Genomic DNA, 22,490 nt, shown 5'->3' with positions numbered 1-22,490 from the left:
TCGTGTCAGCCGGCCGAACGCCGGGCGCGTTCGAGCAGCCATTGCGCGCCCGCGCGATCGCCGCCGACGTCGAGCAGCGTCGCGAGATGCGTCAGCGCCTCGTGATGCGTGGGGCGCAGGTACAGCGCCTTCCGGTAGAAGTCGCTCGCTTCCGCGGCGCGGCCGCGCGCATCCGCGATCAGTCCGTTCAGGTAGAACGCATCGGCATGCGGGCCGACGCGCGCCGAGAACTGCGCGAGCACGCGCTCGGCCTCGTCGAACGCGCCCGCGTTCGCCAGGGCCTGCGCATCCTCCAGCGTCGGCGCATCGTCGATCGTCGGCGCGATCCCGTCGTAGGCCGGGGCGGCCGCCACGGCGGTCGCCGCCGCCAGAGAGGCCCGCGCGTCGACTGCGGCAGCCTGTAAGGCCGGCGCCGCCGCGAACGGCTGGCGCACGTCGCCGAGCCAGCCCGGCGGCGCGACGGCCACCACCGGGCGCGGCGCGGCGAGCGGTGCGACCGTGAAGCGCTCCGCGCGCCGGTCCGGCGCCGCCGCGGACAGCGGCGCAACCGACCGGGCCGCGCCTGCATCGGCCGCCGCACCGGCCGGCTCGCGATGAAACGCGAACGCGAGCGGCACGCGCGCCGAGCGCATCCCGTGCCGCATCGCGACGCCCGTCTCCGCCGGCCCGACGAACAGCATGCCGTCGTCGGCAAGACGCGCGTCGAGCGAGCGGATCGCGCGATCCTGCGCATCGCGGTCGAAATAGATCAGCACGTTGCGGCAGAACACGAAGTCGTAGCGAATGCCGTTGTCGGCCACCGGTTCGACGAGGTTCGCGTGACTGAACTGCACGCACGCGCGCACGCGCTCGTCGAGCAGCCAGCCGTCGCGGGTCGGCGTGAAATACCGCGTACGGAACTCCGTCGCCGTCCCGCGGAACGCATTGCGCCCGTAACAGCCGAGCCGCGCCTGTTCGATCGCGCGTGCGCTGAGGTCGATCGCGTCGATCGCGAAGTTCGCCGGCTCGAGCCCCGCATCCAGCAACGCCATCGCCGCCGAATACGGCTCCTCGCCCGTCGAGCACGGCGCGCTCAGCACGCGGATCACGCGGCCGGGCATCGCGGCGACCCGTTCGGCGGCCTGCCGCGCGAGCGTCGCGAACGCTTCGCGGTCGCGGAAGAACCACGTTTCCGGGACGACGAACAGCTCGATCAGCGCGCGCCGTTCGTCGGCCGACGCGTTGAGCTGCTGCCAGTACGCGTCGAGCGCTTCCGGCGTGACGGGCGGGCGCGCGGCCGACGGCACGCGCTCGCCGTCCGCCTGCAATGCATGCACGCGATCCGTCAGCGCCCGCATCAGGAAATCGTTGCCGAGCGAATCGGCGTCGATGCCGGTCTCGCGCAGCAACCAGCCGCGAAAGCGCGATTCGGACGCGTTCATGCGAATTCCTCTCCGTGGCCCGACGGGCCGTCGAACAGATACAGGCGCGCCACGTCGTCGATCAGGTCGGACACCGACAGCTGCTGCACGACGCCGTCGGGCGTGTTCGCGACCCGCCCGAGCCAGCGCGTGCGCGCGGTCGAGACGCCGCTGGCGCGGAATGCCGCGCGGTCGATCCGCATCGTCTGCGTCGCACGCTCGACGATCAGGCCGATCGTGCGCTCGCCATCGGCGTGACCGGAGCGATGACGGACCATCACGAGCCGCGTCGAGCGCAGCGCCTGCGCGCGCCGCCCAAGCGCCAGCATCGGCACGTCGATCACCGGCACCGGCTGGCCGCCGCGCATCAGCAGCCCGGCGATCCAGTCGGGCGCACCGGGCACCGCCTTCATGATGGCGAGCGGCAGCACCTCGTCGATGCCAGCCGCGTCGAGCGCATAACGCTCGCCGTCGAGCTCGAACATCAGGAACAGCGCGTGCGCGCCGTTCTGCGGATCGGCGCGCGTCACGCGTCGACCTTGAAGCGCGACACGCTGGTGCGCAACTGGTTCGCGACGAGCGTCAGGTCGTCGATCGCCTGCGACGACTGGCGCAGCGACTCGGCCGTCTGCTGCGCGGCTTCCGACAGTTGCGACAGCGCCTGCGTGATCTGCTCGGCGCCGTTCGCCTGCGTCTGCATCCCTTCGTTGACCATCTGGAAGCGCGGCGCGAGCGTCTGCACCTCGGCGATGATCTGCGACAGCTGGCCGCCCACCTGCTGCACGTCGAGCATCCCGCGGCGCACTTCCTCGGAGAACTTGTCCATCCCCATCACACCCGCCGACACGGCCGACTGGATTTCCTTCACCGTCTGCTCGATGTCGTAGGTCGCCACCGCCGTCTGGTCGGCCAGGCGGCGGATCTCCGTTGCGACGACCGCGAAGCCGCGGCCGTACTCGCCGGCCTTCTCGGCCTCGATCGCCGCGTTCAGCGACAGCAGGTTGGTCTGGTCGGCCACCTTGGTGATGGTCGCGACCACCTGGTTGATGTTCAGCGCCTTCTCGTTGAGGATCGCGAGCTTCGCGTTCACCGAGCCGGCCGCGTCCATCACGCTGCGCATCGTCTCGCCCATCCGCGTGAGCCCGCTCTGGCTCACGCCCGCGAGCGTCGCCGACTGCTCGGCCACGCCGGCCACCTCGTTCATCGTGCGCAGCAGGTCGCGCGACGTCGCGAAGATCTCGCGCGAGGTCGCGCCGATCTCGGTCGTCGTCGCCGCGGTCTCGTTCGCGGTCGCCTGCTGCTCGCGCGACGTCGCGGCGATCTCGGCCACCGACGTCGTCACCTGCAGCGACGACTGCTGCGCGCGCGACACCAGCTCGGTCAGCTCGTCGGCCATCCGGTTGAAGCCGGTCTCGAGCGTGCCGAATTCGTCGCGGCGGCGCAGATCGAGGCGATGGGTCAGGTTGCCGGTGCGCATCACGTCGTGCACCTCGACGAGCCGCGCCATCGGCACCGTCACCGAGCGGTACAGCATGTAGCCGAGCCCGAGCGCGGACAGCAGCATGAACGCCAGCGCGGTCGCGAGCACGATCTCGGTGTCCTGCACGGATTCGCGGATCAGCTTCGCGGACTGCTCCGCGAACTTGCGGTTCTCCTGCACCAGCACGTTCGCGTTGCGCACGACCTCGGTCCATGCAGGCAACGCTTTCGCGTACGCGGCGACCGCCTCGGCGTGCGATGCGCGGCTGTTCTGCACTGCTTCGTTCAGCAACGGCACGTAGTGATCGTAGGCGCCGCGGAACGCCATGAAGCGCTGCCGGTCGTCGTCGCGGAACGTCGTGTTCTGGTAGTCCACCGACATCGACTCGATTTCCTTCAGCGCGTCGGCGATCTTCGCGAGATCGCGCTGCGCGGCGTCGGGCTCGGTGTCGACGAAGATGCCGCGCTGCAGCAGCGTGAACGACTCGTTGACCGCGCCGCGCAGCGACGATGCAAGGTAGACGCCGGGCAGCGAGTCGCGCTCGATGCTGACGGCTTCGGCGTTGATCGCGCGCAGTCGCTCGTACGACACGCCGGCGGTCACCAGCATCAGCACGAACAGCACGCCGAAGCTGAGCAGGATGCGATTGCCGAGCGTCAGCCGGGCGGCGCCGATCGTCGGATGCAGGCTTTCATTGGTCGCGCGGGGCGTCAAGGTGGCCATGTTCGTTATGGGCTTTCTAAATTCAGCGTTGAAAAATCCGCGCCCGCCTGGCGCGCCGGTCGGCGCGCCACGAGCGCATCGGGGTCCCGCGGGCGGCGCGGCGCCGGCAGGCCGCGCCGCGACATCATCGCTCCGCTTGCGCCGGCAGCCGAAGCGCGACCATGAAGCCGCGCGCCGTATTGCGCATCAGGATCTGGCCGCGATGCCGCGCCGCCGTCGCGCGGACGAATGCGAGACCGAGGCCGAAACCGCTGCGCGCCGCGCCGTGCGCGGATTCGAGCTGCACGAACGACTCGGTCGCGGCCGTGCGCTGCTCCGGCGCGATGCCGGCGCCGGCATCCTCGACGCCGATCAGCCAGACGCCGTCCTCGCCGCTCAGCGTGCAATGTACGTCCATCCCGGCCGGCCCATACTTCAGCCCGTTGTCGATCAGGTTCGCGACCGCGCGCGTCAGCATCATGCGGTCGCCCATCGTCACGCATTCGGTATCGGGCACGCACGCGCTCACCCGGCAGCCGAGCCCGGCCGCCTTCTCCCACAGCTGGTCGACGGCGTCGAGCACGATCTCGTTGAGACTCACGACCTCGTGCGCGCGGCGCTCGGACTGCGCGCGGGTCAGGTGGATGAAGCCGTCGGCGAGCGCGAGCGCGCGCCGTGCATGGCCGGCGATGCGCTCCATGATCGCCGGCATGTCGCCGTGCTCGGCCCGGTAGACGTCGAGCAGCGCAAGGATCGACGTCTGCGGCGAACGCATGTCGTGCGACAGGAAATCGAGCGCCTCGTCGCGCTGCCGCGACATCAGGTACGAATTCGAGTGATAGCGGATGCGCGCGGTCAGCTCCATCGCGTCGGGGAGCTTCACCAGATAGTCGTTCGCGCCGGCGATGAACGCCTCGCGCTTGACGATCGGCTCCTCCTTCGCGGACAGCACGATGATCGGCACGCGCGCGGTGCGGGGGTCCGCGCGCCACGCGCGCACGAGATCGAGGCCGTCGATCTCCGGCATCACGAGATCCTGCAGGATGACCGTCGGCTTCACGTCGCGCGCGACCGCCATCGCCCGGTGCGCGTCGGTGCACACGTGCAGGTCGATGTCGTGCTCGCTGCGCAGCGCGCGGCGGATCACCTCGCCGACGAACGGCTGGTCGTCGACCAGGAGGACCGATAAGCCCGATTCGAGGCAATCCGAGGCATTATCACTGCTCGATTCTTTCATAAATACAGTTTCAAACGCCGAATCTCCAATCGATTCTTTCATAGGAGTTGTTTATCCGACTTGGACGCTATCTTATATTGGCAGTTGGAAAAACCCGCCTGATTCCGCCGATTTGGCCTGTCGGCACTTCCTTGCGGGGCTTTGGACGCCGCCTGTTTCCCCGTCGACGGCCCGCATTACCTCCGCATTCTTTCTCTCAATAAACATAACCGGCTGATTCTAAATGAAATTAGAACACAGCATCTATCTCCTTCCGGTTTAGTTTTGCCAAATATGCAGAAAGAGACGGAATCAGATAAATCAGATCATTTCCGGATTCGAAAGACGATAACGTTTGCGAGACCGGCGCCATGAGGTTTGCATGCGCTGCAAGGCTGGTGGCGGGCCGTATCAGGGTGTGTATTGGGGCCGGATTAAAACAGTCGCAAACGGCAGGCGGAAGAAGAAAAAGTCGCGCGACGCGCGCGTGCGACCCCGCCATTTGAGGGCCGACAGGACGCCGGCCCGTGCGCCCGCCTACCCGCGCGCGTGCTGCGCGGACACTTCCTGCAGGTCGAGGTCGCGTTCGAGCGTGTGCAGCATCTCGTCGTGGATGCGCCCCGACCGATGCAGGCGCAACAGTTCGGCGCGCCCGGCCCGGATCGCGGCCAGCACCACGTCGTAGTGCGCGGTGCGCACTTCCGCCGGATACGCGGGCTCGTTCTTCGACCGTTCGGTCAGCTCGGCGCGATACGTGTACTGCTCGAGCAGACGCGGATGGATCACGACGCCGTGCGCGTCGCGCACGAGCGGCTGGATCGCCGCGAGCTGCGCGGCCTCGACGTACGCCCATGTCTGCGGCTCGGTCAGGTGGTGCGCGGCGCGCTCGTCGCGCTGCGGCAGGCGCAGCAGCCGGATCAGCGGCCCGATCGTCGTGCCCTGCAGCAGCACGGTCACGAGGATCACCGCGAACGACGCAACCAGGATCACGTCGCGGCCGGGTAGCGCCTCGGGCAGCGACAGCGCGATCGCCAGCGTCACCACGCCGCGCATCCCGGCCCAGCTCATGATCGTCGCGGCCTTCCAGTCGGGCGCGTCGCCGCGCCGCACGAGGCCACGCACCGGCCACTTCAGCGCCTCGACCGCGTAGATCCACACGAAGCGCGACAGGATCACCGCCGCCAGCACCGCGAGCACGGGCGGCACCATCGTCGCGAGCACCTGCTCGAAGCCGCCGAGCCGGTGGATCGCGCCGCGCAGCGACAGCCCGATCAGCACGAACACCATCGCCTCGAGCAGGAACACGATGACCTGCCAGAACGCGGTGCCGCGCGTACGCACGGCCGCCGAGAACACCTCGTGCTGATGCCAGCCGACGATCATGCCGGCCGTGACGGTCGCGATCACGCCCGACACCTCGACCATTTCGCCCGCGATGTACGCGATCCAGCCGGCGATCACCGCGACAGTGATCACGAGATAGTCGTCGTCGAGCAGCTTCAGGAACCAAACCACAAGCTTGCCGACCACGAAGCCGACCACCACGCCGCCGAGCCCGAGTTCCGCGAAACGCACGACCGCATGCTCGAGGCTGAACGCGCCGGTGAGCGCGGCCGCGACCGCGAAGCGGAACAGCACGAGGCCGGCCGCGTCGTTCAGCAGGCTCTCGCCTTCGAGCAGGACCATCAGCCGGCGCGGCAGCGCGACCCGTTCGAGCACGGCCTTCGCGGCGACCGCATCGGGCGGCGACACGATCGCGCCGAGCGCGAAGCACGCGGCCCACGGCAGCGCCGGCACCACCCAGTGCACGGCGAAGCCGACCGCGAACGTCGTGAACACGACCGCGCCGATCGCCAGCATCAGGATGCCGCCGACGTTGCGCTTGAACTCTTCCCACACGGAGAAGTACGCGCCGTCCATCAGCAGCGGCGGCAGGAACACCAGCAACACCAGCTCGGGATCGAGGTTGATCGGCGGCAGGCCGGGGATGAACGCGATGCCGATGCCGCCGATCAGCAGCGCGGCGGCGGGCGGCAGCCTCAACCGCTTGGCGATGCATTCTAGCGCGACGATCGCGAGGAATGACAATAGAACCAGCTTGAATGCCGAGACGGGGGACATGAATCGACCTCGTGAAGAATGAATTTGCGCGTTCCGGCGTCGTACCCCGGTCGGCAGTTTCGCGCGATTACATCACGAGGGAAGGCCCGTAGTCGAGCCTGTTGCGAGCGGCCGCCGCGCGGGACACGCGCGGCGCCGCGCCGCTGCGCGCGCCGCCATGAAAACGGCACGCGGGCGGCCCGATCGCCCGCCCGCGTGCCGCCGCGGCGCCGCGCTGCCTGCCGCGCGTTACCGGCGCCGCACGACCATCAGCCGCGGCTCGGTCATGTCCTCGATCGCATAGCGAATGCCTTCGCGGCCGAGACCGGAATCCTTCACGCCGCCGTACGGCATGTTGTCGACGCGGAACGACGGCACGTCGTTGATCACGACGCCGCCGACCTCCAGCTCGTCCCATGCGCGGTGCGCATGCGTGAGCGAATCGGTGAACACGCCGGCCTGCAGCCCGAAGTCGCTGTCGTTCACGCGCGCGAGCGCGTCGTCGAAGCGGTCGAACTTCTCGAGGATCGCGACCGGGCCGAACGCCTCCTTCCGGTACAGGTCCTGCTCGCGCCCGACGTTTTCCAGCAGCGTCGCCTCGAACATCGCGCCGTCGACCTTGCCGCCCGCGACGATCTTCGCGCCCGCCGCGACGGCCGCGTCCATCCAGCCCGACAGCCGGTGCGATTCGGATTCGGAGATCATCGGGCCGACGAACGTCGACGGATCCTTCGGATCGCCCATCTTCAGCGAACGCGTCTTCGCGATCAGCTTCTCGCGCAGCGCGTCGTACAGGTCGGCATGCACGAGAATCCGCTGCACGCCGATGCAGCTCTGGCCCGACTGGTAGTATGCGCCGAACGCGAGCCGCTCGACCACGTAGTCGAGCCGGTCGCGCTGGTCCGCATCGACGATCGCCGCCGCGTTGCCGCCCAGTTCCAGCACGACTTTCTTCTTGCCGGCCTTCTCCTTCAGCGCCCAGCCGACGGCCGGCGAACCGGTGAACGACAGCAGCTTGAAGCGCTCGTCGGTCGTAAACAGGTCGGCGCCGTCGCGATGCGCGGGCAGCACCGAGAACGCGCCCTTCGGCAGGTCGGTTTCCGCGAGCACCTCGCCGATGATCAGCGCGCCGATCGGCGTGCGGCTCGCGGGCTTCAGCACGAACGGGCAGCCGGCCGCGAGCGCGGGCGCGACCTTGTGCGCGGCGAGGTTCAGCGGGAAGTTGAACGGCGAGATGAACGAGCACGGGCCGACCGGCACGCGCTTCATGTAGCCCGTATAGCCCTGCGCACGCGCGGAGATCTCGAGGTTGACGATCTCGCCGTCGATGCGCACCGATTCCTCGGACGCGACGCGAAACGTATCGATCAGCCGCGTGACTTCGCCCTTCGAATCGTTGATCGGCTTGCCGGCCTCGATGCACAGCGCCTCGGCCAGCTCGTCGAAACGTTCGCGAAAGCGCGCGATGCAATGATCGAGCACGGCCTGCCGCTTGTAGGCCGGCATCTCGCGCATCGGCTTCGTCGCGTCGACGGCCGCTGCGATCGCAGCATCGATCGCCTTCGCGTCGGCCAGCGCGACGCGCGTGGCGACCTTGCCGCTGAACTTGTCGGTCACCTCCAGATCGGTGTTCGCGTAGACGGCTTCGTTGGCGAGGTAGTACGGATAGGTTTCCTTCAACATGGAACGACTCCTTCCTGTGAACGGGAATTCAAAGTTGCGCCGACAGGCGCTTGATCTCGCGGTTCAACACGCGCTCGTTGTCCGAATAGTCGATCGGCACGTCGATCACGTGCACGCCCGGCGACGAGAAGCACTCGCGCAGCAGCGGCTCGAGATCGTCGGCCGACTCGACGCGGTGCCCGTGCGCGCCGTAGCTTTGCGCGTACGACACGAAATCGGGGTTTTGCAGCGTCATCGCGAAATCGGGGAAATTCATGTTCTCCTGCTTCCAGCGGATCATCCCGAACGCGTCGTCGCGCAGGATCATCACGACGATGTCGAGCTTCAGCCGCACGGCCGTTTCGAGCTCCTGCGAATTCATCATGAAGCCGCCGTCGCCGCACACGGCGATCACCTTGCGCTGCGGATGCACGATCTTCGTCGCGATCGCCGACGGCAGGCCCGCGCCCATCGACGCGAGCGCGTTGTCGAGCAGCAGCGAGTTAGGCTCGTGCGCACGCCAGTAGCGCGCGAACCAGATCTTGTACATCCCGTTGTCGAGGCAGACGATGCCGTCCACCGGCAACGCGTTGTACAGGTCGTTGACGATCCGCACCGGATACATCGGAAAGCGCGGGTCGTGCTGCCCTTTCTGCAGATGCGCGTCGAAATGCGCCTTGATCATCCTGAAGCGCTCGAAATCCCAGTGCGATTGCGGCGTCACCGCTTCCTTCATCTGCCACACCGCGTTCGCGATGTCGCCGACCACCTCGATCTGCGGAAAATAGACAGGATCGACCTGCGCGCCGAGGAAGTTCACGTGGATCACGGTCTTGTCGTCGGTGCGCATGAAGAACGGCGGCTTCTCGATCACGTCGTGGCCGACGTTGATGATGCAATCCGCGTGCTCGATCGCGCGGTGCACGAAGTCGCCGTCGGACAGCGTCGCGTTGCCGAGCCACAGCGGGTGCGTCTCGTCGATCACGCCCTTGCCCATCTGCGTCGTGAAGAACGGGATGCCCGTCCTGTCGACGAATTCGAGCAGCATCTTGCAGGTGGTCTTGCGGTTGCCGCCCGCGCCGATCATCAACAGCGGATGACGCGCGGCCTGGATCGCGTCGACCGCATGCGCGACCGCCTTCTCCTCAGCCACCGGCCGCCGGCTGTAGCTGCGCGGGATCGGCTTGCCGTCGCCCTCCTCGTGCGCGATGTCTTCCGGCAGTTCGAGGTGCGCGGCGCCCGGGCGCTCTTCCTCTGCGCGGCGGAACGCCTCGCGCACGGCCGACGGGATGTTGCCGATCGACACGATCTGCCGCGTGAACTTCGTGAGCGGCTGCATCATGTCGACCACGTCGACGATCTGGAAGTGGCCCTGCTTGCTGGACTTGATCGGCTTCTGCCCGGTGATCATCAGCATCGGCATCCCGCCGAGCTGCGCATACGCGGCGGCCGTCACGAAGTTCGTCGCGCCCGGGCCGAGTGTGGCAAGACACACGCCGGTGCGGCCCGTGAGGCGGCCGTAGGTGGCGGCCATGAACCCGGCCGCCTGCTCGTGCCGGGTCAGCACGAGCTTGATCTTCGATCGCCGCAGCGATTCGAGCAGATCGAGGTTTTCCTCGCCGGGAATGCCGAACACGTACTCGACGCCTTCGGCTTCCAGCGCCTTCACGAACAGATCCGATGCTTTCATGGGACTCTCGGTTATGCCGCCTGCCCGGCCTACGGACACGCGGCGTTCAGGACGCGCGCCGGCCTACGGCACGCGGACGCCTTACCTACTGGACACAAACCACGGCACTGCTCGCCGCGCAACACACGATGCTCGATGGTCGATGCGTGACGCGCGGCGGCGCCTCCGGATGCCGGAGGACGAACGGACTCGCCCGCACGCGGCGGGCGCGCACGGGCGGCAAAGACGCTTTTGATTGTAGACGGATTCGCGGAATTCCGGCTTCGACCGGATGGCCGGCTGCGGCCTCGCGACGGGATCGGCCTGACGGCCAATTCGACCTCAAACGACGCGCGCGGCGCTACGGTAGGCGCAACCGATTCCATTCATCGAACATGTGAACCATGGTTGACATCCTGCAATCCGTGCCCTACAGTGCGCCTACGTACAGCATCCGGACCACCGACGTCTTCGACGTCTGGTTTGCCGGCCTGCCCGATCGCCTTGCCCGGCGCCGCATCCAGGCGCGCATCGACCGCCTGTCGATGGGCAATCCGGGCGACTGGAAATCCGCGGGCTCCCCCGTCGTCGAAATGCGTATCGACCACGGCCCCGGCTATCGCATCTATTACGCGAGGCGCGGAACGATATGGGTGATCCTGCTCTGCGGCGGCGATAAATCGACGCAACGGGCCGACATACGCGCCGCGCACGCAATGCTCGCGCACCTCGACATGGAGTGAACGATGGACAAGATCAACACGCGGCCGTGGGATTCGGCCGAACACCTGAAAACCGAAGACGACATGGCCGAGTACTTCGACGCGTGCCTGCAGGAGGGCGGCGACGATCCGGCCTTCATCGCGCATGCGCTCGGCGTGATCGCCCGCGCACGCGGCATGTCGCAAGTCGCGCGCGATGCGGGCCTGTCGCGTGAAGGGCTGTACAAGGCGCTGTCGCACGACGGCAATCCGAGCTTCGGCACGATCCTGAAAGTCATCAAGGCGCTCGGCCTGCAATTGCACGGCGCGAAGGCGGCCGCGTAACCCGGCGACGCACCGCAGCGCATCGCGGCGCGGGCGCAACGCGCGTGCCCGCGTCAGTGCAGCCACCCGGCCGCCCAGCGCGGCGCGAGCGACACCAGATACAACCCGAGCCCGATCAGCCCGCCGACCAGCGTGCCGTTGATGCGGATGTATTGCAAGTCCTTGCCGATGTTCAGCTCGATCTGTCGCGACATCTCGCGCGCATCCCAGTTGCGCACCGTGTCGCGAATGTGACGCATCAGGAAATCGGCGAAATCGGGCGCCATCTCGTGCACGGCCTTCTCGACGTGCTCGTTCAGCGACGCGCGCAGCGCCGGGCTCTCGGCGAGCCGTGCGCCGAGCCAGCCGCCGAGCGTCGCGGCCTGCCGGTGCAGCGCCGAATCGGGGCGCGCGAGATCGGCCTTCAGCCACGCGCGCAACTGGTCCCACAAATCGCGCACGTAGTCGTTGAACGCATCGCCGTCGCGAATATAGCGCTTGATCTCCTCGCCCTTCTCGATGAACGCGGGGTCGTGCTTCAGCCGCTCGGTCAGCCGCACGACCGTCCGGTCGAAGCGTTGCCGCAGCTCGTGCTCGGGGTCGGCCGCGACGCCCTCGAGCACGCGGCTCACCGCGCTCGCGAGCATCCGCGCGCCGTTTTCGCCGAACCACTGCGTCGGCATGATCTTCTCGACCTTCGGATATTGCGTCTTCAGCCATTCGACGATGAAACCCGCGATCACCTCGCGGTTTTCTTCCTTGTCGAGCACGTCGACCACCTGTTCGATCGCGTCGTCGAGCAGCGCCTGGTGGCGGCCGTCCTTCGTCAGCGTGTCGAGGATCGCGCCGGCCGATTGCGACAGGTCGACCCGGTCGATCACCGCGCGGAACGCATCGTGGACGAACGACTGGATCCGCGCGTCGTCGGTCATGTCGAGCGCGAAGCTCATCAGCTTCGTCACGTAGCCGCCGAGCGCGTCGGTGTTCGCCGGCTCGCCGAGCCATGCACCGAGCTTCTGCGCGGGATCGTGCTGGCGGATCTGCGCGGCGAGCGCGTCGGGGCCGAGGAATTTCTCGCGCACGAACACCGCGAGGTTGTCGGCGATCTTGTCCTTGTTCTTCGGGATGATCTCGGTATGGCGCGACACGAACGGGATCGGCACGCGGCGAAACAGCGCGACGACCGCGAACCAGTCGGCGAGCGCGCCGACCATCGCGGCTTCGGCGACCGCCTTGAAGCCGTCGACCCACGGGCCGCGCGGCAGCAGGATGGTCGTGACGAACACCGCGACGGCGGCCAGCAGCAGCCATAGCGCGCGGCGCTTGCTGCGTTTCAGTTCGAGGGCTTTGTCTGGCGTCATGGAGGACGGGCGGATCGGCGATGCCGTTAATATCCCCGATTTCGCCGCCACCGACAAACCCGTAGCCGGCGCGGGCGTGCACGATGCATGCGTGCCGCCCGCGCCGCGCGGCTACATGAACGTCTTCAGATTGACCGCCGGGTCGGCCAGTTTCACCGGATCGGGCACCGCGCCTGCGGCGATCAGCCGCCGCGACGCGCCGATGTCGCGCCCGAGGTTCGCCGCGGCCACCGCGACGATCTTCCCGTCGTCGCCGAGCCCGAACACCGTGAACGGCCCGCTCGCCGGATCGCCGCGCACGACGATCGTGCGTTCGCTGCCGAACAGCCCGAGCATCTGCAGGTTGCAGTCGTACTGATCGGACCACAGCCACGGCAGCTCGGCATAGCGCTCGTCGGCGCCGAGCAGGTTCGCGGCCGCGACGACCGGCTGGTTTTCGGCCACCTGCCACGATTCGATCCGCACATGCCGCCCGAGCAGCAGATTGAAGTGCATCGTCACCTCGCCCGCCGCGAAGATCGCGGGATCGGCCGTGCGGCAGCCCGCGTCGACGCGAATCCCGTTATCGACGTCGAGCCCGGCCGCCTGCGCGAGCTCGACGTTGGGCACCACGCCGATGCCGACCACGACGATGTCGGCCGGCACGTCGCCGCGATCGGTCTCGACGATCGCGCCACCGCCCGGCGCGCGACGAATTGCACGCGGCAGCGTCGCCATCTGAAAGTTCACGCCACGCGCGTCATGCAACCGACGCGCATAAGCACCGACCACTTCCGGCAACGCGCGCTGCAGCAAGCGCGCGGCCGGGTCGATCACCGTCACGTCGCAGCCGAGCTGACGCGCCGCCGCCGCGACTTCGAGGCCGATGAAGCCGCCGCCGAGCACCGCCATGCGACGCCCGGGCGCCAGTTGCGCACGCAACGCACGCGCATCGTCGACCGTGCGGACGTAGTGCACGGCGACACCTTCGTCGATCGCCCCGCCGAACGTGCGCACGCGCGAACCCGTCGCGAGCACGAGCTTGCCGTACGGTAACGACACACCGTCGTCGAGCCGCACGCGCCGTGCATCGCGCTCGATCGCATCGACGCGCGTGCCGAGCCGCAACTCGATGCGCTGCGCGTCGTACCACGCGGCATCGCGGATGAACGCGCGCTGTTCGCCGCCGTCCGTCAGCAGCGCATCCTTCGACAACGCCGGCCGGTCGTACGGCAGCTCGCGCTCCGCGCCGATCATCACGATACGCGCCGCCGCATCGCGTTCGCGCAGCGCTTCGGCCGTACGCCGCGCCGCGTGGCCGGCGCCGACGATCACGAACGGGTCAGCCGACATTGACTTCCACCTGCCCGTCGACGATCCGGATCGGATAGGTCCGCACCGGTTCGGTGATCGGCGCGCATTTCGGCGCGCCCGTGCGAATGTCGATGAGCCCCTGGTGCAGCGGGCATTCGACGCAGCCGTCCTCTACGTAGCCTTCCGACAAGCGCGCGTGACCATGCGAACACAGGTCGTGCATCGCGAACAGTTCGTCGCCGATCCGGAACACGGCGATCGGCTTCTGGCCGGCGACGCGCGCCGCCGGTTCGTCTTCGGAGAATTCGTCGAAAGCGCCGAGCGGATGCCACTCGGCCAGCGTTGCTTCAATCATGTCGATTCCTTGCTTCGTCAGATCGGCGTCGCGAGCAGCGTCTGCACGCGCGACGTGTCGTAGATCACGCGCTTGGTCTTGTAGCGCAGCCCGTCCGGCGTACGCACGACCGTGTCGTAGTACTTGCCGGCCTGGTACACGTTCGACTCGCCGTTGCTGCGCGTCTGCACGACCACGTAGTTGCTCTCGGTATCGAACTCGCCGTCGCGTTCGGCGACGATCGTCAGGCCCGACGTCATGTGCCGGTACGTGTGCTCTTCATAGATGTTCGCGTGCCGCAGCGACACCACGCGGTCGCGCAGCATCCGCTGGTTCGTGCAATGGACGATCCCGACCGGCAGCCCGAGATCGGCGTTCTCCTTCGGCACGATTTCGTACGTACAGTCCTCGGTGAACATCTCCGGCCAGTGTTCGAGCCGATCGTTGTCGAGGTGCCCGATATAGCGGTTCTGGAGCATGTAAATCTCGAACCACGTCTTCATGTCTTCCGTCATTTTTTGCTCCCGCGTCAATAGCCCATCAGCTTCTGGTAGCCGACCCAGAACTTGCGGATCAGGCTCTCGGTGATCACCGTGTCCTGCTGGTCCGGATTGCCGCGCGACATCTCGATCACCGACGTCGCATCGGCGTCGCGCACCGTGCCGCGCTGCACGAGCTCGGTCGCTTCGGTGTCCTCCATCGAGATGTAGCCGGCCGGCCCGACGAGATTCGCCTGCTTGATGCGCAGCGCGCGCAGCTCGGGCGTGTCGTCCGCATAACCGAAGAAGTGGAAGATCAGCTCGAAGTTGTCGGGGCCCTTCGGCAAAATCTGCCGCGCGACCAGCGTGTTGTGGATCTGCTGGATCACGAGCTGCGGGAAGATCGGCTGGATATGGTTCGTGCAGTCCTCGTCGTATTCCGACACGAGATCGAGGATCGATTCGTCCTCCAGATGGAAGCCCTCGTCGAACGACCGAATGTTCTGCTGCTTGTACGCGGCCGACGTATCGTCGCCCGTCTTCGTCACCGTGATGATGCTGTGCAGCCCGTGATTCGCATCCGGAATCGAGCGCGCCTTCATCCCGACGCGGAAGATGTTGAAGGTCGTATGGAACAGATGCAGCATGCTCGCGTGATACGGGTCCTTCACGTTCTCCATGTACAGCTTCCAGTTCGACTTCGAATACTGGCGCGTGCAGCCGAGATACTCGATCGGCTTGTGGAAGATCCGGTCGATCCACGGACGCATCTGCTCGCCCAGATACTCGGGCAGCGGCGCGACTTCATCGCTGAAAGTCGCGAACACGAGCCCGCGATAGCTGTCGACGCGCAGCTTGCGCAGCCCGTGCTGCTTCGGATCGAAATCGGCCGGCATCCCGGTCATTCCCTTCTGGCCGCGCCGGAACGGCACGCCGAGCAGGTTGCCCTGGTTGTCGAAGCTCCACTGGTGATACACGCACGTGTGCGAGCTCGCGTTGCCGCGCGACTTGCGGCACACCTGCGCGCCGCGGTGCGCGCAGCGGTTCACCCACGCGGACAGCGCGCCGTCCTCGGTGCGCGTGACGACCACCGGCGTGTCGCCGACGAACGTGCTCTTGAAGTCGCCGGCGTTCGGGATTTCGGCTTCGAGCGCGACGAAATTCCACGTCGGCCCGCGGAAGATGCGTTCCTGCTCGCGATCGTAGACGGCCCGCGAGCTGAACACCTTGTACGGCACGCGCGAGCCGTCGTCGTGCGGGAAGCTCACGTCGGATGCGTCGCCGCGTGAGGCGAAAACGACGGGCGATTCTGTCTGCTCCATGTCGGACTCCTTGTCGATCCGTTGCGTTGAATGCATGGAGCCGATTTTTGAAAAGCTAATATTCGGCGTCTATCCGGAAAGTGCGATTGCGGCGGCGCAATATCCACTTTCGGCGGATTTCTGCGCTAGCATGACGGCACACGCGACCCGGCGCACGATCGCGACCCATTCGTCGGATCGAAGCGCGCGTCGTCCATACCAAGGCTGAGGCCCATGTCCCCAACGTCGTTCGAGCCGCTCGCGCTGCGCGCGCACCGGCTGTTCGAATCCCGCGATCTCGACGAGACGCGCGAGCGGATCTCGCGCGTGATGCAGCCGCACGCGCTGCTGCCGAGCGGCCGCGTACGGGGCGCGTCGCACATGGATTTCGTCCGGCTGGGCGGGCTCGGGATCGGCACGATCGCGTTCGGCGACGCGATGCGCGTGCAGGTCGACGCCGTCGACGGCTATTACCTGCTGATGTTCTGCCTGTCCGGCCAGGCCGAAGTGCGCGCGATGGGGCGGCAGCTCGGCGTCGACGGGCAGACCGGCGTGCTGTGCGCGCCCGGCGAACGCTTCGACGCGGTGCTGTCGGCCGATTGCGAGCAGTTCGTGCTGCGCATCGACGCGGCGACCGTCGGCGCGCTGACCGGCGACCCGCGCACGACGCTCGACCCGGTGCTGCACGTCAGCGACGCCGCGCTCGCCGCGTGGCGCCAGCAGCTGATGCTCGTCGCGCGGTCGCCCGAGTTGCTCGAACGCGCGAACGCGAACCCGCGTGTCGCGTCGCAGCTCGAGCATCTGCTGATCGACCTGCTGATCGAAGGCCATCCGCCGTCCGTGCTGCAGGCGTCGCACCGCGACCCGGCGCCGGGCTTCGTGCGGCGCGCGCAGGAATTCGTCGATGCGCACTATGCGCAGCCGCTGCAGCTTGCCGATATCGTCCAGGCCGCCAACGTGCCCGAACGGACGCTGCGCGACGCGTTCCTGCAATTCCGCGGGATGAGCCCGATGCAATACCTGCGTGCGACGCGGCTCGCGCACGCGCGCGAACTGCTGCGCGGCGCGGCAGCCGACCGGCGGATCGCCGATATCGCGCTCGATTGCGGGTTTACCCATCTCGGGCGGTTCGCGATCGCATATCGGGAAAGGTTCGGCGAGTCGCCGTCGGAGACGCTCGACGCGCAGCGTCAGGCGTAACGGTCGTCCCGCTGCGCTTGCGCACCACCCTCACCACGCGGCGGCTTACTCGCCGGCTTTGACCGTGCCGGAACGGCTCTCGTCGCACCGCCCTGTCGGAATTCGGCTGCGCGTCCGGGATCGACCGTTAGTTGCAGTTCATGACGTCACGCCGCCGGCACGATCATCTCCCGCGCGATCGCACAGAACGCGGCCGTCGCCGCGCTTTCGCCATGCAGCCGGCGGCTCATGATGATCGGCGACGTCGCGCCCGGCTCCGGCAAGCGCCGATAGACGACGCCCTTCACGCGCACGCCCTCCACGCTCTCCGGTACCAGCGACACGCCCACCTGCGCGGCGACGAGCCCGAGCGCCGTCTGCAGCTCGCGCACCTCGTGCACGGCCGCCGGCACGACCGCGCCGTCGCGCAACGCCGACAACTGCTGATCGGCGAAGCTCGGCCGCGGCGTGCTCGGGTAGACGATCATCGTCTCGTTCGCGAGATCCGCGAGCGTCAGCGGCCGGGCCGGATCGGCGAGCCGATGCCCGACCGGCAGCGCCGCGATCAGCTTTTCCTCGATCAGCGCCTCGCGCACCAGTTGGTCGTCGTCGAAGCGCAGGCGGCCGAACCCCACGTCGATCCGCCCGCCCTTCAGCGCGCCGAGCTGTTCGAGCGTGAACATTTCGATCAGCGACAGCTCGACGTCCGGCTGCGCCTCGCGAAACGCACGGATCACGTCCGGCAGCGCGCCGTACAGCGCCGACGGCACGAAGCCGATCACGATCCGCTCCGACGACTGCGCGAGCCGCCGCGTCAGCGGCCCCAGTTCGTCGGCCTGGTCGACCAGACGTTTCGCCTGCGCATAGAACACGCGCCCGGCATCGGTCAGTTTCAGCGGCCGCGCGCCGCGCTCGAACAGCGGCAATCCGATCTCTTCCTCGATCGCCTGGAGCTGGCGGCTCAGCGGCGGCTGCGTCATGTGCAGGCGCTCCGCGGCCCGCGTGATGTTCATTTCCTCGGCGACGGCGATGAAGTAACGGAGCTGGCGCAATTCCATTTCATGCCTCGAAGGTATGGAAGTAGTCGGAAAGAGTGTTGGACGACGCGGGGCGGGAATTCCTACCATGTGCACCAACAGGAGGAATCGCATGATAGCAACTGCCGCCACCATCGAACGCATCGAGACGTTGCTCGTCGACGTGCCGACGATCCGGCCCCACAAATTGTCGGTCGCGACGATGAATTGCCAGACGCTCGTACTGATCCGAATTCGATGCACGGACGGTATCGAAGGCGTCGGCGAGGCGACGACCATCGGCGGCCTCGCGTACGGCGAGGAGAGCCCCGAAAGCATCAAGGTCAATATCGATACCTACTTCGCGCCGCTGCTGCAAGGCATGGACGCGACGCGTCCGGGCGCCGCGATGGCGCGGGCACGCAAGCTGTTCCAGGGCAACCGCTTCGCGAAGTGCGCGATCGAGACCGCGCTGTTCGACGCGCAGGCGCAGCGTCTCGGCGTGCCGCTGTCCGAACTGTTCGGCGGACGCCGGACCGACGCGGTCGATGTCGCATGGACGCTTGCGAGCGGCGACACGCAGCGCGACATCGCGGAAGCCGAAGCGATGCTCGATGCCCGCCGCCATCGCGCGTTCAAGCTGAAGATCGGCTCGAACGCCGTCGCCGACGACGTGGCGCACGTGGTCGCGATCAAGTGCGCGCTCGGCGAGCGCGGCGACGTGCGGGTCGACGTGAATCAGGCCTGGAGCGAGACCGATGCGATCTGGGCCTGCGCGCGGTTGGCGGAAGCCGGCGTGAGCCTCGTCGAGCAGCCGATCGCCGCGACCAACCGCGCGGGGCTCAAACGCCTCACGCGACTCGCACAGGTGCCGATCATGGCCGACGAGGCGCTGCACGGCCCCGTCGATGCATTCGCGCTCGCGCAGGATCGCGCGGCCGACGTGTTCGCGGTGAAGATCGCGCAATCGGGCGGCCTGCAGGGCGCGGCGAGCGTCGCGTCGATCGCGGCGGCGGCCGGCATCGACCTGTACGGCGGCACGATGCTCGAAGGCGCGGCCGGCACGATGGCGTCCGCGCAACTGTTCAGCACGTTCGACTCGCTGAAATGGGGCACCGAACTGTTCGGCCCGCTGCTGCTCACCGAGGAGATCCTCGTCGAGCCGCTGCGCTACCAGGATTTCAAGCTGCATCTGCCGGCGACGCCCGGCCTCGGCATCACCTTCGACTGGGCCCGCATCGAACGGATGCGACGCGACGCCCGCTGATCCCCACACGACAACCGAAACCGGAGACACAGATGAACAAGCAAGCCATCGACGCCCTGCTGAAGACCTTCGACGACGCCGCCGAGAAGCCCGGCAACCCGCGCGTGCGCGCGATCGTCAACCGGATCGTGAAGGACCTCTGCTACACGATCGAGGACTTCGACGTGCAGCCGAGCGAGTTCTGGACCGCGCTCAACTTCCTGAACGAAGCCGGCCGCGAATTCGGGCTGATCGCCGCGGGCCTCGGCCTCGAGCGCTTCCTCGACGTGCGGATGGACGAAGCCGAGGCGAAGGCCGGCATCCAGGGCGGCACGCCGCGTACGATCGAAGGGCCGCTGTATGTCGCCGGTGCGCCGGAATCGGTCGGCCACGCGCGTCTCGACGACGGCACCGATCCGGGCCAGACGCTGATCATGCGCGGCCGGGTGCTCGGCCAGGACGGCGCGCCGCTCGCGAACGCGCTGGTCGAGGTGTGGCATGCAAACCATCTGGGCAATTACTCGTACTTCGACGCGTCGCAGCCCGCGTTCAACCTGCGCCGCTCGATCCGCACCGATGCCGAAGGCCGCTACAGCTTCCGCAGCGTGCTGCCGGTCGGCTACAGCGTGCCGCCGGGCAGCAAGACCGAGCAACTGCTCGACCAGCTCGGCCGCCACGGCCATCGCCCGGCGCACATTCACTTCTTCGTTTCGGCGGACGGTTATCGTAAGCTGACGACGCAGATCAACATCGATGGCGATCCGCATCTGTGGGACGACTTCGCGTTCGCGACGCGCGACGGGCTGATCCCGCCGGTCAAGCAGGCGGAGGGCGCGGAAGGCAAGCCGTACGGCGTCGACGGGCAGTTCGCGCTGATCGACTTCGACTTCTCGCTGCTCAAGGACAAGCAGGACGTGCCGGGCAGCGAAGTCGAGCGGGCCCGCGCGCAGGCGTGAGCGCCCTTCCCGTTCGACGAATCGACAACGCAAGGAGTGCAGGATGCTGTTTCATGTGGAAATGACCGTTCGCCTGCCGGCGGACATGGATCCGGTCAAGGCGGCCACGCTGAAGGCGGAAGAGAAGGCGATGTGCCAGCGGCTGATGAACGAAGGGACGTGGCGTCATCTGTGGCGAATCGCCGGGCAGTATGCGAACGTCAGCATCTTCGACGTCGAAAGCGTGCAGCAGCTGCATGACGTGCTGAGTCAGCTGCCGCTGTTTCCGTATATGGAGATGGAAGTGCGGGCGCTGTGCCGGCATCCGTCTTCGGTGCGGGAAGACGATCGGTGAGGCCCGTGCGGCCCATGATTGCCGGGAAACCGGCGCATGGGCCGAATTTTGCGTTCAACACACGTGCTGAGCGCTCCAGCGAACGCGAGAGCCTCGCAATCACTTCGGCGCATCCCCCGCCATCTGCAATCCGGTCGCCGTCAAACGAACGCGTAGCGGTTTGTCCGGATCGAGCTTCTTTTTCTCGATGACGCGCTTCCAGTTTTCAGCCGCGCCCGGGGCGCGGTACAGCGCAACGATCGCCACGTACTCGGTCTCGCGTTGCATCGGTTGAGACAGGCTCGACGAAGCCCCCGGATTCACGACAGCCGACATGCCGCCCTGCAGGTCTTGCGCGAGTATCGTGCGGTCGTTCTTCAACAGATCGTCATACGATGCCGCATCGACCATCTTGCGGTCCTTCAGCTGATAGACGCGGACGGCAACCGATGTCGGTCGCCCCGCATCGTCGGGGTTCAGCGCAGCACGTGCGATCAAGTCGATGTCCAGCACTTTCACCTGCTTGAAGAACACCGCGCGATAGGCATTCGTCGACGCATCCGACACCGACTGCCATGCACCGCACCCCGACAGCAGCAATACAGCGGCAGCGACGGCCGCACTCATTCGATAGAACATGAAAACTCCGGAATCAGGTGACGTGTGGCGTGAGATACGGATTGGGCGGCGGCACGGAAAACGCCTCGTACACCCCGAGCGCAATATCGATCAAGCGTTCATCGACTGACGGCAGCACGGTCGTCCAGCCGAGACGCGGCGCGGGGGCGGCACGTTCGACGCCGACGGTCGGGGGTGGAACGAACCGTGTCGATACTTTCATCCGCAAATGCACGTCGGCCTTGATGCCGACATACAGCTGGACGAATGCCATCACCTCCCGATGCAGCCACGCACCCGGCAGCAGGTCCTGAGCCTGCTGCGCATCAACGGGCCACAACGTCAAACGCACGGCTCGACTGCGATACGCGAGACGCCTGCCGAGCACGTAACCGCCGCCGAGCCCGCTACGCTTCCCATCCGAAAGCACATCCGCATCCGGCTTCGCCGACGTCAACGGCTTTGGCCGACCGCTACTCGTCGTCACCGCCCAGAATTCGTCCACCCGAACATCGGCGCCCGGCGCGGCGAGCGCCACCACGCCGGCGAGCCCTTCCGACGTGCGTGTCCGCTGGATCAGCAGCCCCAGCAACGAGAGCATCCGCGAATGGGGCAAGCCTGCCCGCAAAGGCTTGTCACCCCATCCGAATCCGGCGAGACATAACAGGCTCCGTGAATAATCGTCGACTCCGCCTGCCCGAAAACGCTCCGGATAGCGGTATTTCTTCCATGCGCGATACAGCAACGTCGCCGCCCGGTGGTTGAACGGATCGAGAAACGCCTCGACGGCTTCGTGCCCCTCCTCCCGCAGCACGATCTCGTCGATCATGTGCGACGGCATGGCCGCATCGACGCCATAAAGGCCCATGAAGGTCGTGCGCACGGTCGGCGGCGCATCGAGGTGCTCGTCGTCGAATTCGACAGCGGCCACCTCACCCGCCGGAAACCCCAACCGCGGACGCGGCCGGAATCGCACCGGCTCATGCTCCGGCGTATCGCGCGTACCAAACCCGGGACGTTCGGGCGCACAGGCTTCCAGCAGACGACAGAACTGCATGAAAGTCATCTTCGGCGCCCGCTCGAACAACCTCTCGGCCACTGCCGGCAGACCGTTCGCCTCAGCGGCTTCAGCACGCATCC

Annotated in this window: 21 protein-coding genes; 6 read left to right on the top strand and 15 right to left on the bottom strand. The window is 67.2% G+C overall.

The annotated features are described in order from the left end of the window. Positions 1 to 5: 5 nt before the first annotated feature. The 7 genes from GJG85_RS28310 to GJG85_RS28280 form a co-directional block, all read right to left on the bottom strand. Positions 6 to 1,421 (bottom strand): CheR family methyltransferase, encoded by a 1,416-nt coding sequence (locus tag GJG85_RS28310; RefSeq protein ID WP_089489113.1) that lies wholly within the window; start codon positions 1,419 to 1,421, stop codon positions 6 to 8. Next, a complete protein-coding gene (locus GJG85_RS28305) occupies positions 1,418 to 1,930 on the bottom strand; it encodes a chemotaxis protein CheW (protein ID WP_089489112.1) in 513 nt (170 codons plus the stop codon). The genes GJG85_RS28310 and GJG85_RS28305 overlap by 4 nt, the downstream gene beginning before the upstream one ends. Beyond that, complete coding sequence (locus tag GJG85_RS28300) at positions 1,927 to 3,603, bottom strand: methyl-accepting chemotaxis protein (RefSeq protein ID WP_050017383.1); 1,677 nt, start codon at positions 3,601 to 3,603, stop codon at positions 1,927 to 1,929. The genes GJG85_RS28305 and GJG85_RS28300 overlap by 4 nt, the downstream gene beginning before the upstream one ends. Positions 3,604 to 3,727: 124 nt before the next feature. Then, entirely contained in the window at positions 3,728 to 4,861 is a 1,134-nt protein-coding gene (locus GJG85_RS28295) for a hybrid sensor histidine kinase/response regulator (protein ID WP_089489111.1), read from the bottom strand. Positions 4,862 to 5,335: 474 nt separating this feature from the next. Continuing rightward, on the bottom strand, positions 5,336 to 6,919 hold the full coding sequence (locus GJG85_RS28290; protein ID WP_050017385.1) for a Na+/H+ antiporter: 1,584 nt from the start codon (positions 6,917 to 6,919) through the stop codon (positions 5,336 to 5,338). A 228-nt stretch (positions 6,920 to 7,147) separates the two neighbouring features. Continuing rightward, the gene (locus GJG85_RS28285) at positions 7,148 to 8,581 is read right to left on the bottom strand and encodes an aldehyde dehydrogenase family protein (protein ID WP_204384123.1); all 1,434 of its coding nucleotides are present in this window, start codon (positions 8,579 to 8,581) and stop codon (positions 7,148 to 7,150) included. A 28-nt stretch (positions 8,582 to 8,609) separates the two neighbouring features. Continuing rightward, positions 8,610 to 10,250 carry an acetolactate synthase large subunit gene (locus GJG85_RS28280; protein ID WP_089489109.1) on the bottom strand — a complete coding sequence of 547 codons (1,641 nt, stop codon included), beginning with the start codon at positions 10,248 to 10,250 and terminating at the stop codon, positions 8,610 to 8,612. 383 nt (positions 10,251 to 10,633) lie between these two features. Between GJG85_RS28280 and GJG85_RS28275 the strand changes: the two genes are divergently transcribed. Together GJG85_RS28275 and GJG85_RS28270 are read left to right on the top strand one after the other, a co-directional pair. Next, the gene (locus tag GJG85_RS28275) at positions 10,634 to 10,972 is read left to right on the top strand and encodes a type II toxin-antitoxin system RelE/ParE family toxin (RefSeq protein ID WP_204384121.1); all 339 of its coding nucleotides are present in this window, start codon (positions 10,634 to 10,636) and stop codon (positions 10,970 to 10,972) included. A 3-nt stretch (positions 10,973 to 10,975) separates the two neighbouring features. Then, positions 10,976 to 11,275, top strand: a complete 300-nt coding sequence (locus GJG85_RS28270) for an addiction module antidote protein (RefSeq protein ID WP_050017389.1) — start codon at positions 10,976 to 10,978, stop codon at positions 11,273 to 11,275. A 53-nt stretch (positions 11,276 to 11,328) separates the two neighbouring features. Here the strand turns inward: GJG85_RS28270 and GJG85_RS28265 are convergent, their stop codons facing one another. The 5 genes from GJG85_RS28265 to andAc form a co-directional block, all read right to left on the bottom strand. Continuing rightward, the gene (locus tag GJG85_RS28265; RefSeq protein WP_069618588.1) at positions 11,329 to 12,615 is read right to left on the bottom strand and encodes a DUF445 domain-containing protein; all 1,287 of its coding nucleotides are present in this window, start codon (positions 12,613 to 12,615) and stop codon (positions 11,329 to 11,331) included. Positions 12,616 to 12,726: 111 nt separating this feature from the next. Next, entirely contained in the window at positions 12,727 to 13,947 is a 1,221-nt protein-coding gene (gene andAa / locus GJG85_RS28260; protein ID WP_204384120.1) for an anthranilate 1,2-dioxygenase system ferredoxin--NAD(+) reductase, read from the bottom strand. Further along, positions 13,937 to 14,263, bottom strand: coding sequence for an anthranilate 1,2-dioxygenase ferredoxin subunit AndAb (gene andAb, locus GJG85_RS28255; protein ID WP_124553930.1), 327 nt, complete (start codon positions 14,261 to 14,263; stop codon positions 13,937 to 13,939). The genes andAa and andAb overlap by 11 nt, the downstream gene beginning before the upstream one ends. 17 nt (positions 14,264 to 14,280) lie before the next feature. Next, the gene (gene andAd / locus GJG85_RS28250) at positions 14,281 to 14,757 is read right to left on the bottom strand and encodes an anthranilate 1,2-dioxygenase small subunit AndAd (RefSeq protein ID WP_006479528.1); all 477 of its coding nucleotides are present in this window, start codon (positions 14,755 to 14,757) and stop codon (positions 14,281 to 14,283) included. 14 nt (positions 14,758 to 14,771) lie between these two features. Beyond that, complete coding sequence (andAc, locus tag GJG85_RS28245) at positions 14,772 to 16,043, bottom strand: anthranilate 1,2-dioxygenase large subunit AndAc (protein ID WP_050017393.1); 1,272 nt, start codon at positions 16,041 to 16,043, stop codon at positions 14,772 to 14,774. A 213-nt stretch (positions 16,044 to 16,256) separates the two neighbouring features. Here andAc and andR point away from each other — a divergent pair, with 213 nt between their 5' ends. Next, complete coding sequence (gene andR, locus GJG85_RS28240; RefSeq protein WP_089489106.1) at positions 16,257 to 17,222, top strand: anthranilate 1,2-dioxygenase regulatory protein AndR; 966 nt, start codon at positions 16,257 to 16,259, stop codon at positions 17,220 to 17,222. A 146-nt stretch (positions 17,223 to 17,368) separates the two neighbouring features. On the opposite strand, the gene GJG85_RS28235 is transcribed toward andR, so the two are convergent. Then, entirely contained in the window at positions 17,369 to 18,259 is an 891-nt protein-coding gene (locus GJG85_RS28235; protein ID WP_050017395.1) for a LysR family transcriptional regulator, read from the bottom strand. A 91-nt stretch (positions 18,260 to 18,350) separates the two neighbouring features. Here GJG85_RS28235 and GJG85_RS28230 point away from each other — a divergent pair, with 91 nt between their 5' ends. Genes GJG85_RS28230 through catC form a run of 3 tightly spaced genes read left to right on the top strand, consistent with a single transcriptional unit; the run spans position 18,351 to position 20,753 of the window. Beyond that, positions 18,351 to 19,484, top strand: coding sequence for a muconate/chloromuconate family cycloisomerase (locus GJG85_RS28230; RefSeq protein WP_204384119.1), 1,134 nt, complete (start codon positions 18,351 to 18,353; stop codon positions 19,482 to 19,484). Between the two features lie 32 nt (positions 19,485 to 19,516). Then, positions 19,517 to 20,419 (top strand): catechol 1,2-dioxygenase, encoded by a 903-nt coding sequence (gene catA / locus GJG85_RS28225; protein ID WP_089489105.1) that lies wholly within the window; start codon positions 19,517 to 19,519, stop codon positions 20,417 to 20,419. A gap of 43 nt (positions 20,420 to 20,462) precedes the next feature. Continuing rightward, the gene (gene catC, locus GJG85_RS28220; protein WP_050017398.1) at positions 20,463 to 20,753 is read left to right on the top strand and encodes a muconolactone Delta-isomerase; all 291 of its coding nucleotides are present in this window, start codon (positions 20,463 to 20,465) and stop codon (positions 20,751 to 20,753) included. Positions 20,754 to 20,852: 99 nt separating this feature from the next. On the opposite strand, the gene tssJ is transcribed toward catC, so the two are convergent. Together tssJ and tssG are read right to left on the bottom strand one after the other, a co-directional pair. Next, entirely contained in the window at positions 20,853 to 21,371 is a 519-nt protein-coding gene (gene tssJ, locus GJG85_RS28215; protein ID WP_050017399.1) for a type VI secretion system lipoprotein TssJ, read from the bottom strand. Positions 21,372 to 21,384: 13 nt separating this feature from the next. Continuing rightward, positions 21,385 to 22,488: a type VI secretion system baseplate subunit TssG gene (tssG, locus tag GJG85_RS28210; RefSeq protein ID WP_239469003.1), complete on the bottom strand. Its 1,104-nt coding sequence runs from the start codon at positions 22,486 to 22,488 to the stop codon at positions 21,385 to 21,387. Positions 22,489 to 22,490 lie beyond the last annotated feature (2 nt).

The sequence above is a fragment of the Burkholderia sp. MS389 genome (assembly GCF_016899425.1).
In the GTDB taxonomy this organism is placed as follows: Bacteria; Pseudomonadota; Gammaproteobacteria; order Burkholderiales; family Burkholderiaceae; genus Burkholderia; species Burkholderia sola.
Note: the sequence above shows the minus strand (reverse complement) of the source record. Positions and strands in the feature narration are given on the sequence as shown.